The sequence below is a fragment of the Paenibacillus lupini genome, assembly GCF_011761355.1.
In the GTDB taxonomy this organism is placed as follows: domain Bacteria; phylum Bacillota; class Bacilli; order Paenibacillales; family Paenibacillaceae; genus Pristimantibacillus; species Pristimantibacillus lupini.
The window spans coordinates 55,566-74,170 of the sequence record NZ_JAASRW010000007.1; the positions used below are offsets into that span (position 1 = coordinate 55,566).

17 protein-coding genes are annotated in these 18,605 nt (G+C 47.1%); 2 read left to right on the forward strand and 15 right to left on the reverse strand.

Annotated elements, in window-relative coordinates:
- Window positions 1–28: 28 nt before the first annotated feature.
- Together FHS17_RS22090 and FHS17_RS22095 are read right to left on the reverse strand one after the other, a co-directional pair.
- Window positions 29–1,009 (reverse strand): serine hydrolase domain-containing protein, encoded by a 981-nt coding sequence (locus tag FHS17_RS22090; protein WP_243865496.1) that lies wholly within the window; start codon window positions 1,007–1,009, stop codon window positions 29–31.
- 18 nt (window positions 1,010–1,027) lie between these two features.
- The gene (locus FHS17_RS22095) at window positions 1,028–2,440 is read right to left on the reverse strand and encodes an MDR family MFS transporter (protein WP_167280638.1); all 1,413 of its coding nucleotides are present in this window, start codon (window positions 2,438–2,440) and stop codon (window positions 1,028–1,030) included.
- A 211-nt stretch (window positions 2,441–2,651) separates the two neighbouring features.
- Here FHS17_RS22095 and FHS17_RS22100 point away from each other — a divergent pair, with 211 nt between their 5' ends.
- A complete protein-coding gene (locus FHS17_RS22100; RefSeq protein WP_167280639.1) occupies window positions 2,652–3,278 on the forward strand; it encodes a DedA family protein in 627 nt (208 codons plus the stop codon).
- A gap of 58 nt (window positions 3,279–3,336) precedes the next feature.
- Here FHS17_RS22100 and FHS17_RS22105 read toward each other — a convergent pair whose 3' ends face one another.
- Window positions 3,337–3,615 carry a hypothetical protein gene (locus tag FHS17_RS22105; protein WP_167280640.1) on the reverse strand — a complete coding sequence of 93 codons (279 nt, stop codon included), beginning with the start codon at window positions 3,613–3,615 and terminating at the stop codon, window positions 3,337–3,339.
- A 209-nt stretch (window positions 3,616–3,824) separates the two neighbouring features.
- Here FHS17_RS22105 and FHS17_RS22110 point away from each other — a divergent pair, with 209 nt between their 5' ends.
- Window positions 3,825–5,237, forward strand: a complete 1,413-nt coding sequence (locus tag FHS17_RS22110) for a hypothetical protein (RefSeq protein WP_167280641.1) — start codon at window positions 3,825–3,827, stop codon at window positions 5,235–5,237.
- A 67-nt stretch (window positions 5,238–5,304) separates the two neighbouring features.
- On the opposite strand, the gene FHS17_RS22115 is transcribed toward FHS17_RS22110, so the two are convergent.
- The 12 genes from FHS17_RS22115 to FHS17_RS22170 form a co-directional block, all read right to left on the reverse strand.
- Window positions 5,305–6,093: an undecaprenyl-diphosphate phosphatase gene (locus tag FHS17_RS22115; protein ID WP_167280642.1), complete on the reverse strand. Its 789-nt coding sequence runs from the start codon at window positions 6,091–6,093 to the stop codon at window positions 5,305–5,307.
- Between the two features lie 150 nt (window positions 6,094–6,243).
- The gene (locus FHS17_RS22120; RefSeq protein WP_167280643.1) at window positions 6,244–7,542 is read right to left on the reverse strand and encodes a hemolysin family protein; all 1,299 of its coding nucleotides are present in this window, start codon (window positions 7,540–7,542) and stop codon (window positions 6,244–6,246) included.
- A gap of 139 nt (window positions 7,543–7,681) precedes the next feature.
- Complete coding sequence (locus FHS17_RS22125) at window positions 7,682–8,041, reverse strand: Lin0512 family protein (RefSeq protein WP_167280644.1); 360 nt, start codon at window positions 8,039–8,041, stop codon at window positions 7,682–7,684.
- 14 nt (window positions 8,042–8,055) lie between these two features.
- A complete protein-coding gene (locus tag FHS17_RS22130) occupies window positions 8,056–9,195 on the reverse strand; it encodes a DUF3900 domain-containing protein (protein WP_341805893.1) in 1,140 nt (379 codons plus the stop codon).
- Between the two features lie 21 nt (window positions 9,196–9,216).
- Window positions 9,217–10,320, reverse strand: coding sequence for a nitric oxide synthase oxygenase (locus FHS17_RS22135; protein WP_167280645.1), 1,104 nt, complete (start codon window positions 10,318–10,320; stop codon window positions 9,217–9,219).
- Between the two features lie 92 nt (window positions 10,321–10,412).
- Window positions 10,413–11,096, reverse strand: coding sequence for a molybdate ABC transporter permease subunit (gene modB, locus FHS17_RS22140; protein WP_167280646.1), 684 nt, complete (start codon window positions 11,094–11,096; stop codon window positions 10,413–10,415).
- 149 nt (window positions 11,097–11,245) lie between these two features.
- A complete protein-coding gene (locus FHS17_RS22145) occupies window positions 11,246–11,692 on the reverse strand; it encodes a disulfide oxidoreductase (RefSeq protein ID WP_167280647.1) in 447 nt (148 codons plus the stop codon).
- Window positions 11,693–11,698: 6 nt separating this feature from the next.
- Window positions 11,699–12,487 (reverse strand): DsbA family protein, encoded by a 789-nt coding sequence (locus FHS17_RS22150; RefSeq protein ID WP_243865497.1) that lies wholly within the window; start codon window positions 12,485–12,487, stop codon window positions 11,699–11,701.
- A gap of 104 nt (window positions 12,488–12,591) precedes the next feature.
- Window positions 12,592–14,673 (reverse strand): HelD family protein, encoded by a 2,082-nt coding sequence (locus FHS17_RS22155; RefSeq protein ID WP_167280648.1) that lies wholly within the window; start codon window positions 14,671–14,673, stop codon window positions 12,592–12,594.
- A 196-nt stretch (window positions 14,674–14,869) separates the two neighbouring features.
- Window positions 14,870–15,154: a DUF1294 domain-containing protein gene (locus FHS17_RS22160; RefSeq protein WP_167280649.1), complete on the reverse strand. Its 285-nt coding sequence runs from the start codon at window positions 15,152–15,154 to the stop codon at window positions 14,870–14,872.
- 20 nt (window positions 15,155–15,174) lie between these two features.
- Window positions 15,175–17,667, reverse strand: coding sequence for an ATP-dependent helicase HrpB (gene hrpB, locus FHS17_RS22165; RefSeq protein ID WP_167280650.1), 2,493 nt, complete (start codon window positions 17,665–17,667; stop codon window positions 15,175–15,177).
- 109 nt (window positions 17,668–17,776) lie between these two features.
- A complete protein-coding gene (locus tag FHS17_RS22170; RefSeq protein WP_167280651.1) occupies window positions 17,777–18,595 on the reverse strand; it encodes a hypothetical protein in 819 nt (272 codons plus the stop codon).
- Window positions 18,596–18,605: the final 10 nt, after the last annotated feature.

The window sequence follows — 18,605 nt, forward strand, 5'->3', positions numbered from 1 at the left end:
CCTAGCACAAAAGGTTGCACCTTTAAGACTATTTATTTCTGGCTCCTGCAATATGTTCAAATAAAATATTACGAGATAGGACCGCCTCGTTCCGTCCCGCAAGTGCTTTACGAAGCACAACTACGAGTCGTTCTTCAGGCGCAACAAGCAAATACTGCCCCCCATGACCAAAGGCAAAATAACAGTCAAAAGCCCCATTATGCTCAGCTGGCGACTGCCACCAATGATAGCCGTAGGCCCCATAGATAGGAGGCTCGTAGTGAAGAAGGCCGCGATGATGCTTTCTCGTTGACTCTTGAATCCATTCTGCTGAGATCAGCTGCTTGCCGAACCAATCCCCTTCCCGCAAATAAAGAAGGCCAAGCTTCGCCAAATCACGGCCATAAAGCTGCAGCCCGGTTCCTCCTTCGTTAATCCCCTTGTGAGAGGTCCATTTCACTTGATGGAAGCCCATCGGCTTAAAAAGGCGGCTTGTCGCATAATCCAGCGCGCTTTGCCCTGTTGCTTTCGACAGGATGACGGATAGAAGATGTGATCCGCCAGAGTTGTAAAGATAGGCAGTCCCGGGTTCACTGATAAGTGGACGATCAAGTACAAACCGAATCGGATCTGCCGATTTCTTCATTGCTTTATACGGCTTATCAAAGTCAGGCCAATCCCAGCCGGACGTCATCGTCAGCAGATGCTTAATTTGAATGCCATCATCCGGCAGACCTTCGAAATAATCGGCAATAGGCTGCTCTACACTTTGGATATGGCCTTCAGCAATAGCGATCCCGACCAAAGCGGACAGAAGGCTTTTTGTACAAGACAACAGTGGTCCAACCGTGTCTTCGCCTCTGCTGTACCATTCCCAAGCGACTGCATCTTCCCTTAAAATGATGGCGGTGGTCATCTTCCACTCCACTAACCATTTCTTCATTTGATCCAGCTTTGCTTCATCTAGTCCTGCAACGGTTGTGGATACGGTACGTAAGTAAAGATCATCTATGTTAGGTGTCATTGTCATGCTCAATAATCAGCCTTTCTAGGAAGATGCATCTGCGGTATCGGAAGCTGTGGCTTGCGTAGTCGTCCTTGGCAAAGCAAGCATTGCCAGCATGACGATTACAGATAGTCCGACCAAGATGATAAAGATCCGGTGAAGGCTATGTTCCAGCTTATCTGCATCAATGACTTCTGTGCTGCCCGTATGCAGCAGAAGTCCAAATAACGCGATCCCAACCGTCTGACCAAGTGTTCGGATAAAGTTATTGCTTCCGATAGCTGCGCCGCGCAGCTCCCATGATACCGATGAACTGACTGCAACCGTAAAGCTCGTTAAGGATAGCCCGAATGACATACCGGACAGGAACGTATAAATCATAAAGAGTACGATTGATGTATGTTCCGTCATCAGCATGAAGCCTATGCTTCCGACAACCAGAAACATTGAACCAACAAAAGCGATCTTGCGCATGCCTAGCTTGGCGATCCAATTCCCGGCAAGGATAGCTCCAAGCGGCCAGCCAATCGACAATGGGATCATGGCCAGTCCTGAATATGTAGCACTCTCTCCGATGACGCCTTGAATCCACAGCGGCAGATAAAAGATCGCAACAACATTGATTACACAAAGCAGAAAGCTGATTGCATTCACCGTGCTTATCGTGCGCAGTTTAAATAATTGAAGCGGGATTATCGGCTCAGGAGAGCGTTTCTCGATGAAGAAAAATAAGGCCAAGAAGAACGCAGCAGCAAGCAAAAGTAAGATGATAATCATCGAAGAATGACTTGTTTCATTCGTCTCACGAAGAATGGTCAGCGCATACAAGAACGCAAACATCCCTATAGAGAATGCGGCAATTCCCGGATAATCAATATAACGTTTCTGTTTCGCGAACGCTTCCTTCATGGATGTGGTTAGCAGCAAGATCGCCACGATGCCAAACGGAAGGTTCATATAAAATATCGCCCGCCAGGACACATAATCGACGAGCAAGCCGCCTGCCAGTGGACCCGTGATACCTGCAATGCCCCAGATACTGGACATCCAGCCCTGGACCTTGGCCCGTTGTTCGAATGGATATAAATCACCGATAATGGTGTAAGGAATCGTCGTTAAAGCGCCTGCCCCAAGGCCTTGTAAAGCTCGAAAAGCAATAAGCTGCGACATCGTCTGGGCAAGCCCGGATAACATGGAGCCTGCAAGAAAAATGATCGCTCCTGCAATAAACATTCTTTTTCGTCCGAACAGGTCGGATAGCTTGCCATAAATCGGTGTGGTAATAACCGTAGCCAATAAGTAAATCGAAATAATCCAGCTGTATTGCTGAATGCCATTCAGCTCTCCAGTTATGCTGGGCATCGCGGTACTGACGATTGTTCCTTCAATCGCTGCCAGGAAGGTTGCGACGAATAAAGCAATGGTTACCGTACGTCGGTTGCTTGTTGTATTCATTATTTCTCCTTTCCGGTGACATTATGAATTTATTTCATTTGTCTGAGCTCTCTATTATGGTACTCACAACTGGAAAAGATCAATCCTTTTGGGCTTTTTGGATGAGGAATCACCCTATTCGAAACCACTCATTTATGTTAGCCTTATAGGAGTGCCTTAAAATTAAATATGTAACTCAAAAAATGCTTATTAGTAAGGGATGAATATACAAATGGGTTATGACTTCTTAGTTTCCATAATTGATCAGTTCGGCTATGTGTCTCTCTTCCTAGTTCTGTGTTTGGGCTTGATCGGGCTGCCTGTTCCGAATGAGGTTGTCGTCATGACAGGAGGAGCATTCGCAGCATCGGGTCTGCTTAGCCCGGTTCCAGCTTACTTAATGGTCTTCCTTGGAATCTGCTCGGCTATGACCTTTAATTACTCCATCGGCCGGTTTGCCGGAAGCAAAGTGTTCGATTGGTTTATGAAAAAGAAGAACATGGATAAATTCGTGAATCAAGCTCAGCATATGAGTGAAAAATATGGCGGTTTCGCGCTTAGTATCGGTCTTGTCCTCCCTGTCCTGCGGCATGTGATGCCGTTTGTAGGAGGCACGAACAAGATGAATTACAGACGATTTGCCCTTTTTGCTTATCCAAGCGCCTTCTTATGGACTTTGATTTACTTTATTATTGGTACATTTGTAGGTGACAAGGTTCAATCCCTCGGAAATACGATTGCCGATAACGGCATGATCGTTGTATATGTCCTTCTAGCCGTAGCGGCAGGTGCAGCAGCCTGGCTGTTCATCCGGAACCGAACTGCGAAGAAGAACGAAAAAGCAGAACGTTCCATGTAAGCATAAAAAACCTCCGATTCCCACTTTGGGATTTATCGGAGGTTTTTTATATCCATTCTTAATGATGCTCTAATACTAACTTCTCTTCTGCTGCATTTACCAGGTAATCAAACAGCTCGTCATCCTCTTCGAGCATATCCTCAACGGCAAGCAGCTCGTCCTCGTCGCCTGATTCATTCAGGAAGAACAAACCATATCCCCATTCGGTTCTTTTCCGGCTATGAATGGTCATTTCGTATTGGTTCTGTTGTCCAACTATTTCGAACTGTATACGGCCAACGAAGCCATTTTCCTTCGTATAGTCCATTGATGCCCCTAATATTTTTACATTATCCATTTGTTCTAATCTTCCTTCCGAGATTCGTTCATTTTGTAAAAATAGCCTGTTTATTCATTGTATACGGTTTGTGACATTCGTCAACAAATGATCACCGCTCTTAAGCACATTCTCATAACTCCCGTGATGAACGCCTATGATAGGCCTTGCATACTGTACATTACGGCAGCGGATACCGCAGCCGGGTATCCCATGAGAGGGTGATTGTTATGGCCATTGATTTAGTGGCGCTGCATTGGGTGTATCTCGTGTTTATCGTTGCCATCATCGGCTTTATGCTTATGCGGCGCGATACGTCGCTCATATGTATCGTCGGCATCTTTGTACTTGGCCTATTGGCAACCGAATCGCTGAGCGACTCTGTCAGCGGCGTGTTCAACAGCTTCATCTACGCAATTACTGAATTAATGGGCACTATTCTCATTATATCCATAATCGTTGCAATGAGCCGGGTCCTGATCCGAACCGGCATAAACGAAGTGATGATCTACCCGTTCACCCGTTTCCTACGGACACCTACACTAGCTTTCTGGGGAATCGGTCTTATTATGATGGTTACCTCCTGGTTCTTCTGGCCTTCACCAGCCGTTGCCCTGATTGGTGCAGTATTGCTGCCAGTTGCTTTACGTGTGGGCTTGCCAGCACTTGGAGCAGCAATGGCGATGAACTTGTTTGGTCACGGGATTGCATTATCAGGTGACTACATTATCCAAGGTGCTCCAAAGCTTACAGCTGATGCGGCTGGTCTTCCTGTTAGTGACGTTATGCAAGCGAGTATCCCGCTCGTCATCGTAATGGGTCTTGTCACCACCATTGCGGCCTTTTGGATGATGCGCCGGGATATGAAGACGGGCAAATGGAATGACGGCATTATCAGCAATGTCGAAGGAGATAAAAAGCTTACAGGCGGTGAAGATCTAGCCTATAAAAATGTACTGTCTCGCGGAGCAAAAATCACTTTAGCCGTCTTGATCCCGCTTCTCTTTGCTGCTGACGTAGTAACGATGTTCCTGTTAGATCTCCAGGGCGGCGATGCAACCGCACTTGTAGGGGGAACCGCTATCTTCATCATGCTCCTCATCACGATGCTTGCTCATAAGAACAAAGGGCTGGAGAAAACAACAAGTTATTTGATCGAAGGCTTCGTGTTCGGCTTCAAAGTGTTTGGACCTGTCATTCCAATCGCCGCATTCTTCTATCTTGGTGACTCCGGCTTTACCGCTATCTTCGGAGATACGCTGCCAGCAGGCTCTCAAGGCATCGTGAACGATCTTGGTGTCGCCCTTGCTAATAATGTCCCCGTCAATGGCGAGGTGGGCTCTGTAACCTTGACGCTCGTAGGAGCCGTCACCGGTCTTGATGGATCTGGCTTCTCCGGCATCTCGCTTGCTGGCTCTATCGCTCAGCTGTTCGGCGGTGCAATTGGTTCAGGTGTCGCTACCTTAACCGCTCTTGGCCAAGTAGCCGCGATTTGGGTCGGCGGTGGTACGCTTGTACCTTGGGCGCTTATCCCTGCAGCAGCTATTTGCGGAGTCAGTCCCTTCGAATTGGCACGCCGCAATTTGAAGCCCGTTATTATCGGCCTTAGCGTAACTACGATTGTAGCGATGTTCCTGGTGTAAACGAGTATAAAGAAAAGGATGATTCGAAAGGTCTCTCGACCCTTTGAACCATCCCTTTTGCTTTTGGTTACAATATAATAAATGCAAATACAATAGCAAGTGCAAAGCGATAATACGCGAACCAGGACAAGCTAAGCTTCTTAATAAGATTCAAGAAAGTTACGATAGCAATCATTGCAACGATAAATGCAGCGATAAAGCCAATGATAAAGAGTGGTGTATCCGATCCTGTCAGAAACTCACGGCTTTGAATCAAGTCAACACCACTTGCACCAGCCATGATCGGTACTGATACGAGAAAAGTGAACTCGGCCGCAGCCTTTTGGCTTGTTCCGAAGAACATACCGCCAGACATCGTAGAGCCAGAACGCGAGAAGCCTGGCCAAAGTGCGAGAACCTGAAATAAGCCAATTGCGAATGCTTGCTTGTATGTAATGTCATCAAGCTCTTCTGCTGTAACTTTCTTCTTGATGCGGTCTGCAACAATCATTAGTATACCGCCTGCAACCAGACCAATAAGAACCGTTTCTGAGCTGAATAAATAATCTTTGATGAATCCATGAAGCAACACACCAATTACACCAGCTGGAATCATGGCTAGAATAATGTGCAAGGCGTTAATGCCGGATGATTCCTTGAAGTTAAAGTTAAGCAAGCTGATAAATTTTCTCCGATACAACACGAGGACGGCTAGCACGGCACCAAGTTGTATAACAACCTCGAACACTTTGGCACGGTCATCCTGGAAGTTCAGCAAATCTGCAGTCAGAATCAAATGTCCGGTTGAAGAGACAGGTAAAAACTCCGTCAAGCCTTCAATGATGCCCATAATAATGGCATTAAATAAATCTCCCAAATGTAGTCCTCCATCTCCTATTATTTCCGCGTGTGGCACTTCTCTTTAAACCAACCTTTTAATAATAGCACAAGCGTAAGACGAGCGAAAGCAACCAACGTTTTAGGAGAAAAGCCGCATTTCCATCATAGGAATACGGCTCATCAGTCCCTATTCATTAACGGGGTTAACTACATGGAAGATAATTTCGATTTTACGGATCCGATGCCGTTCTTTCTCCCGTATGATAAAAGTCAGCTCTTCGTGATCCTGCGGCTCCCCGACTTCCAGATCCGGGTATTGATTATATAACCAGCCGCCAATCGAATCTACATCATGGCTTTCCAGATGGCAGCCAATGGCTACATTAACCTCACCAATCAGCGCTTTGCCGTCTACAATAAAACGATTCGGCTCGACCGCATCAATTTCCTTCACCTCATCGGCATCAAATTCATCACGAATTTCTCCAACGATCTCCTCAATAATATCTTCGATCGTAATCAGTCCGGATGTCCCACCGTATTCATCATGCAAAATAGCGATATGCACCCGTTCCAGCTGCATCTTACGAAGCAGCTTCTTGATTGGCATCACTTCCGGTACAGACATAACAGGCTGAAGCATCGTTGCAACATCAGTCTCATTGTTACCAAAATACTGCATAAAGAACTGCTTCGTATTAATGATCCCGACGATATTATCCTTGCTGCCCTTAGCAACAGGGAACCGGGTATACTGTTCTTTGCGGATAATCGAGATATTCTCCACCTTGGAGTTCTCCATAAACAAACAGACCATATCCGTCCGCGGAACCATGATCTCCCGAGCTAACCGTTCGTCAAATTCGAATATCCGGTTTACGTAGCTGAGCTCGCTTTTATTTATTTTTCCGCTTTCGTAGCTCTCCGACATAATACTCCGGATCTCTTCTTCGGAATGAGCTTCCTGCTCTCCTGTTGGCTTGAAGCCAAGCAGCCTCACAACGCCGTTGGCCGAGCCGTTAAGCAGCCAGATAAACGGAAACATCACTTTATAAAAGCCAATGATAATAGGAGCAACGGATAAACTAATTTGCTCCGGTTTGATAATAGCTACGGTCTTAGGTGCCAGCTCGCCAAGAACGACATGCAAGTAGGTAACAACGGCGAAAGATAAAATAAATGACAAGACATTAACCAGTTCGCCGCCAATATGAAGCTGGTGAAACAATGGATCAAGCAAATCATGAACCGTCGGCTCTCCAAGCCAGCCGAGTCCAAGCGCAGTGATGGTTATGCCAAGCTGGCAGGCGGACAAATAGCTGTCCAAGTGCTGCAAAACATTTTGAACCGCTGCTCCATTACGAACCCCTTCAGCGACCAATTGCTGCACCCTGCTGGTACGAAGGCGGACGACTGCAAATTCAGTTGCTACGAAGAAAGCGGAACAAAACAGCAGCACCGCAAACAAGATCAGTTTCAGAACCATGAGCGTCTCCTTCTTTTCTTCTGAACTGTTGATAACTACTTGTATGTTACCCCGTCCACGCATTCATGAATCCTGCAAAAATAAACCGTATACCTATCCACTAATGGACAGATATACGGTTTACACTTAACCTCGCCTATTAATAACCCACTTCCACCGATGCATTCACGATGTAGATCAGATCATTCTTATCCTCTTTATCCGGCAGAACGACACCACTTGTTGTCATCATACCGCCGTCCATGATTTCAACGGTAACCTGACCATAAGGCAGAACCGCCTTAACCTGCTCTACATCAAGCAATTCCTTGTCACAAGGAACGGCAAGCTTGACATGTACCTTCATATTGTCGAGTGTCCCACCTGGTAAGACCGATCGAAGACCCGGCATTGAATTATGATGAATTGCATTCTGAACCGCACGTATTGATGCTTTCGTGATGTTCTGGCCATGCAGATCACAGCCCATTCCGATCTCAATAAAAAATAATTTGTCCATTCCGTTCCCCTCCATTACCAAGGTACATCATCATCTTGCGCCGCAGATGAGTTGTCATCTTCATACGGCGGTATTGCTGGTTCTTCTTTCACATTCGTACCGATAATCGGCAGAATTTCTTCAAGATCCGGCGGCTGCAGCAGCTCGACTGGCGATACGCCTTTTTCGAATTGGAATGCATCACCTTCAATCACGGTTACATAACGTCCATTATGTTTTGCGAAATGCAATGTTACCCCAAAGTCTGCAAGCAGCCCTTTTATCGTTACCCCACCAAGCTTAAACGAGAAAGGCAGATCCGGCTTCTGCTCAACAAGAGCGGCGGAAGCTGTTGTTACCTGCTCATGCGTCCAATATTCCTGCAGCTCACGCTTCTCGCTTGCCGCCCATACTTCAATAGCATTCTCTTCCTCACGACGTTCCACACTTTCAGGAGCAGCTTGCCATTTGTCCTCCATATACTGCTGGACCATCCCAAGCACCTGCTCACCCATCACTTCAGGCAAAGGCTTCTCGTAGGATACGAACTTCAGGAAATCCTCGAAATAGCGAGCATGTGAAGCCTGATGAATTTTGAGCTCCCATTGATCAAGAGCTCCTTCCTCCGGCATATGCGGATATTGGATTGACTTCATGCCACGTGCACTGATAGCCATCTCAACATGGGAGATCAAGCTTCGTTCGTCCGAGATGCGCGCGATTTTTGGCTCGAAATCACATTTGAGCAGGAACAGGAAAGGTTCATCGAAATAAGTGTTCAGCTTTGCTCTGGCAATAATAAATGCCCCGCCGCGAACCGCTGTCGTATCCATATAAATATGTACCAATTCATCGGCGATACCGATAAAACGTTCCTTGCTGTCGGCTTCCCGTAGACGTTGGAACAAGTTATAGTTCTGATTACTACCCAGCTCATAGCCTGGTTCAACCATAAATCGTCCAATTTTCGTCGGAGCATTCTCCGTATTGGGATTGCGCTCTACCTTACGTTTTACAATCCGGGTAAACTCGCCGTCAAGGAATCGCTTGATCTCGCTATCTTCATAATCGTCTTCATCCAACGTTTGAAAATGCTTGTATCGTTTCGAGGACGAGCTGTCCTCACCATCTGTTACGATAACGAAGAAAGATAAATATTCCATTCTGAAATCCACTTTGTCGTTTCCCCCATGTCATTAAGCTTCATAATCATTAAGAACATATGGCAGCTTCTGATAGCGATAAGTCGGCTTCAACTCCGTGTTATCAAATCCGCGATGCCAGACCGGTGTTGTAGACGGCGACATCGGTGGAATTAACCACGACCAATTACCAGTTAATTGACGACCGTTATTTTGCTCCTGCTGAGTGAAGCGCATGAACTGCTCGGCAGCTGTATGATGATCAACGATGCTGACGCCGTGTTTTTTGTAAGAATGAATAACAGCAACGTTCAGCTCTGTCATCGCACGGTCCTTCCATAGGGAAGTATTAGTCGTTGTATCAAGGCCCATAAGCTTGGCTACGTTCGGAAGCTGATTATATCGGCCAATATCAGCAAGATTGCGTGCTCCAATTTCCGTTCCCATGTACCAGCCGTTAAACGGCGCCGCTGAATACGTTATACCCCCAATCTCAAGCATCATATCCGAGATAAACGGAACGGCATACCATTGCAGATTTAGCTCCTCGAAATTTGCGATTTCTGGGTGGGATAAGGGCACTTCCTTCACAAGTCCTTCCGGCAACTCATACCATCTCGGCGGCTCATTATTCACTTGAATGACGAGCGGCAGAATATCAAAGGCAGTCCTTGCACCTTGCCAGCCCAATGTTGTACATACACGGGTAAAAGCAACTGAAGCTGGGTCACCGACCACTCCCATTTCCGTGTCATACCCTGCATAACGTACCAACTGATGATTCCATATTCGAATTCGCTTTTCTCCCTGCTGAGGGGCAAAGACCGTTATCGTCGGACGGATTCGTCCATCATTTGTTGCATATTTCATGTGGTTAAATATCGATTCCGCAATCTCATCCGTCTTATGTAATGATCGTGCATCTCTCACTTCAAGCGACTGCCAGAATAAGCGGCCAATACAGCGATTGCTGTTGCGCCAAGCCACTCTAGCCCCGTGACGAAGTTCCTCCATGGTGTGCTCATAGCTGCCTGTCTTTACGATAGACTGCTCAATTTCCGCAAGCCGCTGCTTTGCTTCTGTTTCGGTTTTTCCTAATTCTATATAACAATCGGCTATAAACTGCTCTGCCTCTTTGTAGAGTTCTGTTGCAATCATACTTTGTGCCTACTTCCCAAAACCGACTTTCCTCTTACGATACCGTATTTTTTTCGCTGTCGCCACCTCAATGAGCCTGGAAACAACGGAGTTCACTTATTGTTCAACGTTTCATTTAACCGTCCTGTCACAATTAACATCAGGAAGGATACTGCGATAATAGCTGCTGTCCATGACCAGGCTAACGTCATATGTCCAGATTCGACTGCAGTATAGATCGCTGTTGGTGTTGTTTGAGTCACTCCTGGGATATTACCTGCTATCATAAGCGTTGCTCCAAACTCTCCAAGACTTCTAGCGAAGCCAAGAATGTAGGAAGATACAAACGAACGACCAGCTAGTGGCAGCGTTATATAACGAAATACCTGCCATTCTCCTGCTCCAACCGATCTTGCTGAATCCTCCAGATGCCGCTCTACCCCTTGAAAACCTGTCTTCATCGTTTGATAAACAAGTGGGAATGCAACTACTACAGCTGCAATGATGCCAGCAATCCAAGTGAAGATAATGGGCTGATTAAACAGCCATTCATAAGCGATTCCAACCCATCCTCTGCGCCCTAGCGTAACAAGCAACAGGAATCCAATGACCGTTGGCGGCAATACAAGCGGCAGCATAAAGATTGTCTCAAGAATAAGCTTCCCTCGACGTTTCTTTCTCGTCATCCACCAGGCAGCCCATACGCCAAGAATGGCTACGAATAGGCTGGCTGTAAAACATATTTTCAAGGATAACACCAGCGGTGCTGACCAATCCTCCCAAGTCCATTCCGACAATCTGATTCACTCCGATACCAATACCCATGATGTAAACCATTATAGACAAGCCCTATGCAAGGTGTAAATGTCACATCAATATTAAACAGAAAAATCGCCACATCCCTTCAATCTGAAGAGAATGCGGCGATTATAATTAACCATCTTAATTATTCGCTTTTTTGACGGCCCAGCACCAAGAAAATAAGGATAAAGATAAATGCCGTCAATGCCATAAGCGGGATCGTAATGAAACCAAGCCAGTTCAAATAATCATAGTTGCATGGGATACCTGAGCGGCATGGCATCATTTCGCCAACCTTTGGGAACCAGATCTCAAAGTTATGATAGATCGAAATGAGCATCCCAATCACGCTAAGAGGCAATACGTATCCAATGATTCTGCGGTCGCTGCGGTAAACAGCAATGCCAAGCAGAATAACTTGCGGATACATGAAGATACGCTGGTACCAGCACAAATCACATGGGATAAACCCGCGTATTTCACTGAAATACAAGGATCCTCCTGTAGCAACTAATGAGACAATCCAAGCCAAATACAAACCATACCGCTGGAACCAGCTTTCATAGATTTCGGTTTCGGTTGTCGTTGTCAATCGTTCCTACTCCTTATTAACCGCTTCATCAATTGCTGCTTTAATGCTCGCGTAATCTAGGTTGCCTGCATACTGCACACCATTAATAAAGAGTGTTGGTGTACCGGTAACATTCAGCGGACCTACCATTGCATTATCCTTGTTAACTTCGCTTTGGTACGTCTTATCGTCGATATCCTTCTTCAGCTTGTCGAAGTCAATCGAAAGATTCGCATCCTTCGCGAGTTGTACCAGATAATCTGATGTTGCCCAATTGGTCTTCTCATTTTGTTGGTTATCATAGATCGCTTTGTAATAAGGCCAGAAAGCATCATTGCTTTGCTGTTGTACAGATTCCGCCGCCAGTGCTGCGGTTACGGAGTCAGGACCGATAAACGTATAATTCGCGAAATAAAGTGCTGCTTTACCTGTATCAATGAAATCTTTTTCAATCTGAGGCTCTACGTTCTGCGCAAAATATTGACAAACCGGACATTTGTAATCGCCGAACTCGACAATTTTGACCGGAGCATCTGCACTGCCCTTCATAGGCATGCCAGTTAAATCGATATCATACACCTTGTTGCTTAATTCCGCTTGCTGTTTCGATTGATGATTGATGCCAAGAATAATAACGACAATAACAGCTACAATCGCTAGTGTTAATACGAGCAGCGACTTGTTGGATTGCTTCTTAACCGGTTGATACTTCGTATTTGGCCTTGGCCGTTGTTTCGCTTTCACTTGATTACTCAAACTTGTCCATTCCCTTCCCGGCATTTGAATGAGGCTCAGCAGCACCGCACACAATTTCATGCGTACGGTGCTCGGAATACGCCTATACTTGTAGCCTAGTTACAACGGGCATTAATGTCAATATGAAGCTGAGACATGACGAAATACTGTCATATTTAAAGTAACTATTCTTTACTAATTAATGACGTTAATGAATCGCGATGAAGTAATTTCAGCTTATGAAGTGCTCTTGTACAGCCAACATACAACAGCTTCGCATCATTTTCCGAATACTTATCAGCCCCGGCATCAGCAATTAATACCGCGTCGAACTCCAATCCTTTGGACAAATACACCGGCACAACAGATAAGCCTCCGCCATACTCCGGCTGTTTGCTTTGGACTAGTGATGCATCAAGTCCCTTGCTAAGCAAGAACTCATGTAGTTCGGAACATTGCTCTGCTGTGCGGCCGATAACCGAGATCGTCTGGAATTGGCCAGTAGCCTGCCATTCTTGTACAGACGATACGATTCTGCTCAACCATTCTTTATCCGTGACTTGCTCGACCTCAACCGGATCACCGCTACGGAACACAGGTACCGCCGGTTTCACACCGCCACCCATTGCTCCCAGAATACGATTCGCGAATTCAATAATCTCCATAGTTGAACGATAGCTTCGGTTCAGTTCGAAGAAACCTGTCTGCTCTTCTGTGAATAGATCAATAAGCTCCGTCCAGCTCTGAATACCAGCGTAAGCATGAATCCCCTGCTGCAAGTCACCAAGCACCGTCATCGATGGTGATTTCTGACACAACCTCAGCGCTTCTAGCTGGAATGGAGAGTAGTCTTGCGCTTCGTCAATTACGATATGATCGTAAGACGAAATCTGCAGGCCATACAGACGCAGATGAATGTACACTAGCGGTGCTAGGTCTTCAGCTTCTACCTGTCCGTTCTTTAAGGAAGCTGCCGTTGCTGAAGCAATTGCTTTCGGGATAACCGTTACAGCTTGTTTTCCTCCGAACAAGGAAGCGTATAGCTGAGGTGCCGTGAAAGAAGGAATTTTCTTCGAAAAGGCGTTCAGTTTGGTCTGTGCTTTGGCGCGCAGCTTCTTATCAACGACCTTCCGAAGCTTCAGCTCCGATTCAAACCAGCGGCGAATACGGTTGACGAGTCGGTCCCGCTTCTTCATTAAAGTCTCATCACCGTAATCGGTTTCGAACCATTCTTTCATGAGTTCTGGTTTTAAAATCAATCCTGGCAGAGGCTCAAAAGGAATAACGGGTACAAGCCGCTGCTCGAGCTCTTCGATGCGGGTGTCGATCGCTTCTTTAAATGTGAGCGAGCCTTTTATTCTGCCCGGTGCATTCGCCATCTCTTCTGCCGATCGATGCTCCTCAAACCAATACGATAGAGCATCTGATGCACTGCGCAGCTTCACCTCATGGCCAAGCAGCTCCAGCGACCAGTCAACGAATGTCGTTTGCAGAATGTCGCCTACCCCAAGCTCAGGGAGGACTCCGGAGATATAATCAAGGAACATACGGTTGGGAGCGAAGATAATCATCCGCTCAGCTTTTACTCGGTCAGCATATTGATAAAGCAGGAACGCCAGCCGGTGAAGAGCTACTGTTGTTTTACCACTACCTGCAACCCCCTGAATGAACAGGGCCTTATTACGTTCCGACCGGATGATTCTGTCCTGCTCATGCTGGATCGTAGAAACGATATCCCTCAATTTATTATCTTTGTTCTCGCCTAGGCGGTATAAAAGGAATTCATCCGTTACGGATTCTTCATCTTTCCCACGAACATAGCTGTCTACCATACGGACAAGCTCGCCTTGCCTTACCATAAAGTTACGCTTCAGATGAACAAAGCCTTCAATCTCGCCTTCCGGCGCGACATAGGCAGCTGCATCCTCCCCGCCTGTAAAAGAATAGAATAGGCTGGCTACAGGGGCACGCCAATCTACGACGAGCAGCTCATTGCTGCCTTGCTTCGCAACACCAGCTTTGCCGATATACAACGGCTTATTCTCGCCATTTGGCAGCTCTTCGAAGTCAATTCTACCGAAGTAGGGTTCACGGAAGGCTACCTCCAGACGCCGTTTGCGTTCTTCACGCTGCAAATCGAGCATTTGCTCCGTAAAATCATCACCCGTATAACGGGGGCCAATGCCAGCCAGCTGACTCTTAATATCGTCCATCGATCGAGCCAGTCTTTCTTGCTCTTCTTGATAGGCACTTTGAACCTGTGTCATGTCAGTTACCTCCTAAAAAGAATTACCACAGATGTGGCATTACTATTGCCAAAGCGGTGATTCTTACCTCGTAAGCATAATCCAAAGAATTATCGTACCATAGGCTGCAATACAGCCGTTGGCGGTGATTCTTACCTCGTAAGCATTTTGGAAAAAACGAATAACCAATATACCACAGGACGAGAGTTGTAAGCAATTACAGCTCGAAATTCATTCCGATCAATCTCAATAGGTAATAGATGACTACCAGATTAAAGACAAATAAGAGCGGAATACCTACCCGAAAAGAAGTATGTTTGGTTTTGTGCCGCCATACCTGCATCCCGATCCAGGCACCAAGTGCCCCGCCGATTGCACTAATACCAAACAACCTTTTCTCCGGTACACGTCTCTTCTTATGTCTGGCATAGCTCTTGTCCATTCCCATAATGACAAAAGCAATTATATTAATAACAAGTAAATAGATAATAAGAATCTCCATAATAATCCCCCTGCTCCTGCTTAAGTACGCGGCTTTACCCGATTCGTCGGCTGTGCCGCATAAGGATCATCCGGCCAATAATGCTTCGGATATCGTCCCTTCAAATCCTTCTTCACTTCAAAATAAGCCTCATTCCAGAAGCTTTGTAAGTCTCTTGTCACTTGAACTGGTCGCTGCGAAGGCGACAGCAAGTGCAGCGTTAGTGGAAGCCTTCCTCCTGCAAGCCGCGGCGTTTCTTGAAGTCCAAACAGCTCCTGGAGACGCACCGCAATAAACGGGGCATCTGGATCGCTATAATCAATCGGTATTCGCGAACCGCTTGGAACCGTCATATGTGTTGGCACCTGCTCGTCAAGCTCCTGCCTCTGTGTCCAGCTAAGCAAGCCTTCCAGCAGCTGGACCATATTAAGCCGCTGCAGATCGGAGCGGTTTTTCATTCCATATAGATGAGGCAACAGCCAGTCTTGGACCGTTGCTAGAAGGTTTTCTTCGGATACATCTGGCCAGCCGCTGTTATGTTGTGCCATCAGGAGCATTCTCGCCTGCAGCTGCTTAGCAGCTTTCGACATGGACAAAAGCTCCAGCCCTTCGCGGGCAATCCCGTCAGCCAGCGCTATAGCTACTCGTTCAGGTGAGGGCTGCTGAAGCGGCGCTTCCTTTAAAATAATAGCGCCCAGCCGAATTCTTCGGCGGGCACGAACCGCATGAGCGTCCATATCCCATTCCACTGCTTCTTCAACTTGCAGCTGTTCACCTGCTGCCTGCTCCAGCCTGTCCATATTCAGCTCAGCCGCGAGCCGGATTCGGCTTTCCACTCCCGCATCATCCAGCTCAGCAGCCACAAGATACGCCGCTCGAGACATGGGCTGAAGCTCTGGCAGCACAGCTCCTCTTCCGTTCGCAAGCAAATATCGGCCATCCGATCGCCGCTGTGCAATTCGGTCCGGATAAGCGAAGGCAAGAAGCAAACCTATATCGGCAATACCTTCTGAGCCATCAGCCAATTGCTGCTGCTTTCCATTCTCCTGAAGCATTCGGCTCCATTGCTGAGCCTGAGCCTTAACTCGCTGTATGGCTCCCCGATCCGCTACCAGCCGGCCACTATAGCCACGCAGCGCTTCCAGTCGAAGCCTAACATCCACATTACGCTCCTGTGGCAGCAGATCACGCTCACTAAGCAGAGCAGCGAGTTCACATGCTGCCGCTGCTAAGCCAAGCTGCTCTGCCTTCAGCAGCATAAAGCCTAGCCTTGGATGGAGGCCTAGCTTCGCGATTCGGCTCCCCCACTCCGTTGGTCTTCCCTCTTCATCTATAGCATGCAGTAGCGTTAAGAGATCAAACGATTGGCGGTAGGCAACTTGTGGTGGAGGATCAAGCCATGCCAGTTCAGTTGGTTTCATCACTCCCCATACGGCAAGCTCGAGCGCTAACGGCGTCAAGTCTGTCTCTAGCAGTTCTGGGGTGTTCTGAAGTGGCAAATAAGGATGCTCCTGCTCGGTCCAAAGCCGGTAACAGACACCAGGTGCGAGGCGTCCTGCCCGACCTCGCCGCTGATCAGCGGAAGCCTGAGATACAGAAGTTGTCGCAAGTCTTGTCATCCCCGTACGAGGCGAGAAGCGTGGTACCCGCATAAGGCCGCTGTCCACAACAATCCGTATTCCCTCTACTGTTAAGCTGGACTCCGCAATCGAGGTGGCGAGAACAACTTTGCGCTCGCCTGGCTTGCATGGTGCAACTGCCGCATCCTGTGCTTCCAGCGGCAGACTGCCATGCAGCTCGGTAATTCGAATGGATGAATCCAGCCCGGCTTGAGCAAGTAAACCAGCTGTACGCCGAATCTCCCCTATACCAGGTAGAAAGACAAGTACATCACCAGCATGTTCACGTAGAGCTTGTACAATTGTCTGAGCAATTTGCGGCTCAACCTTGCCTTCTATCCTTGTGCTCCGATAAAACGTCTCCACCGGGTATACTCGCCCGCTGCTCTTTATGATTGGAGCTCCACCTAGCAGTTCCGCCACCGGCTCCGCATCAAGTGTTGCAGACATGACAACAAGACGTAGATCCTCTCGCAGCAGGGTTTGGGATTGCAAGGCTAACGCCAGTCCAAGATCACCGTGAAGATGCCGCTCATGGAATTCATCAAACAAGACAGCCCCAACCTGTTCCAAAGCTTGATCCTCTTGCAGCATTCTCGTTAGGACACCTTCTGTAACGACTTCAATCTTCGTTCGCGCGCTTACCTTTGTATCAAGACGAACACGGTAACCAACGGTATCGCCAACTTGTTCTCCAAGCATGCTCGCCATATACTTCGCAGCAGATCGTGCAGCAAGTCGGCGCGGCTCCAGCATAATAATCTTGCGTCCCTCCAGCCAAGCTTCCTTAAGAAGTGCAAGCGGAACTCGAGTCGTCTTACCTGCCCCAGGCTCAGCGACTAATACAGCATTTGTTCCTTTCTGCAGCGCCTCTAACACTTGAGGCAATACTCGGTCTATTGGCAGTTGCGTCATGATTCACACATATCCTTTCAATCGTTTAACCTCGTTAATCACCAACAAATTAATGCCATTAATAAATATTATTTAATGACGTAAAATAAATAATAATTAATGCCGTAAATTATTTCACAAGCCGGACCATCTGAGCAACCGGGCGATTATCGCCGGTCAATATTTTTTCCGCTGACCGAAGCTGAGAAGAGCCATCGCCGTCCAAGAAAATACCGTCCTCCAGGTTGCCCACAGCCACTTGCTCTACAATGGCATCACGGAACGCTTGCAGGGAGCCTTTGGTACTGCTGACGATCAAATACAGCATACCTTCATGGTCATATACCATCGCGGAACGAAGACGATTATCCTCTGGATTTGGTGCCTGCTCGTGCTTCATTTGTTTAAGCCAATCTTGATCCTGGCCAAGGCTCATACTAATTCCGCCCTGCGCCCAAAATCTCGTATGATCCATTACCTTCAGATCAGATGCGTTACGTACCACTTGGACAGACAACTTATCGGATGCTCCATCCCAGACGAGTGTTCCCCGTGCATATTTAGCATTTTCATCACCTGAACCATACTCTTTGATCTCACCGTTAACAGGCATCCCGTCAACAACAGCAATACTAAGCAGCGCCTTCTCGTAGAAGAATCCGCCATTCACGCCATAAAACGGTGTTAGTGCAACATTATTCTGAATAGAAGTGAGCGTTACATTCGATGGGCTCGTCTTTAGCACATGCAGTTCCATCCCGTTTGATGATAACAGTTCTTCGTATGTATAGGCAGATGGCCCCTTTTCTACAGACCCTTTACTCTTTACTTGAAGAGCGTAGAGCATCACAGCAAACAGCAGTGCAAGGACTAGGAAGATCCCTCCCATCACGGCAATGATTTGCAGTTTTCTCTTTCGATTGATTGTCTCTATCGATTCGTTATTCATTATGTACTTC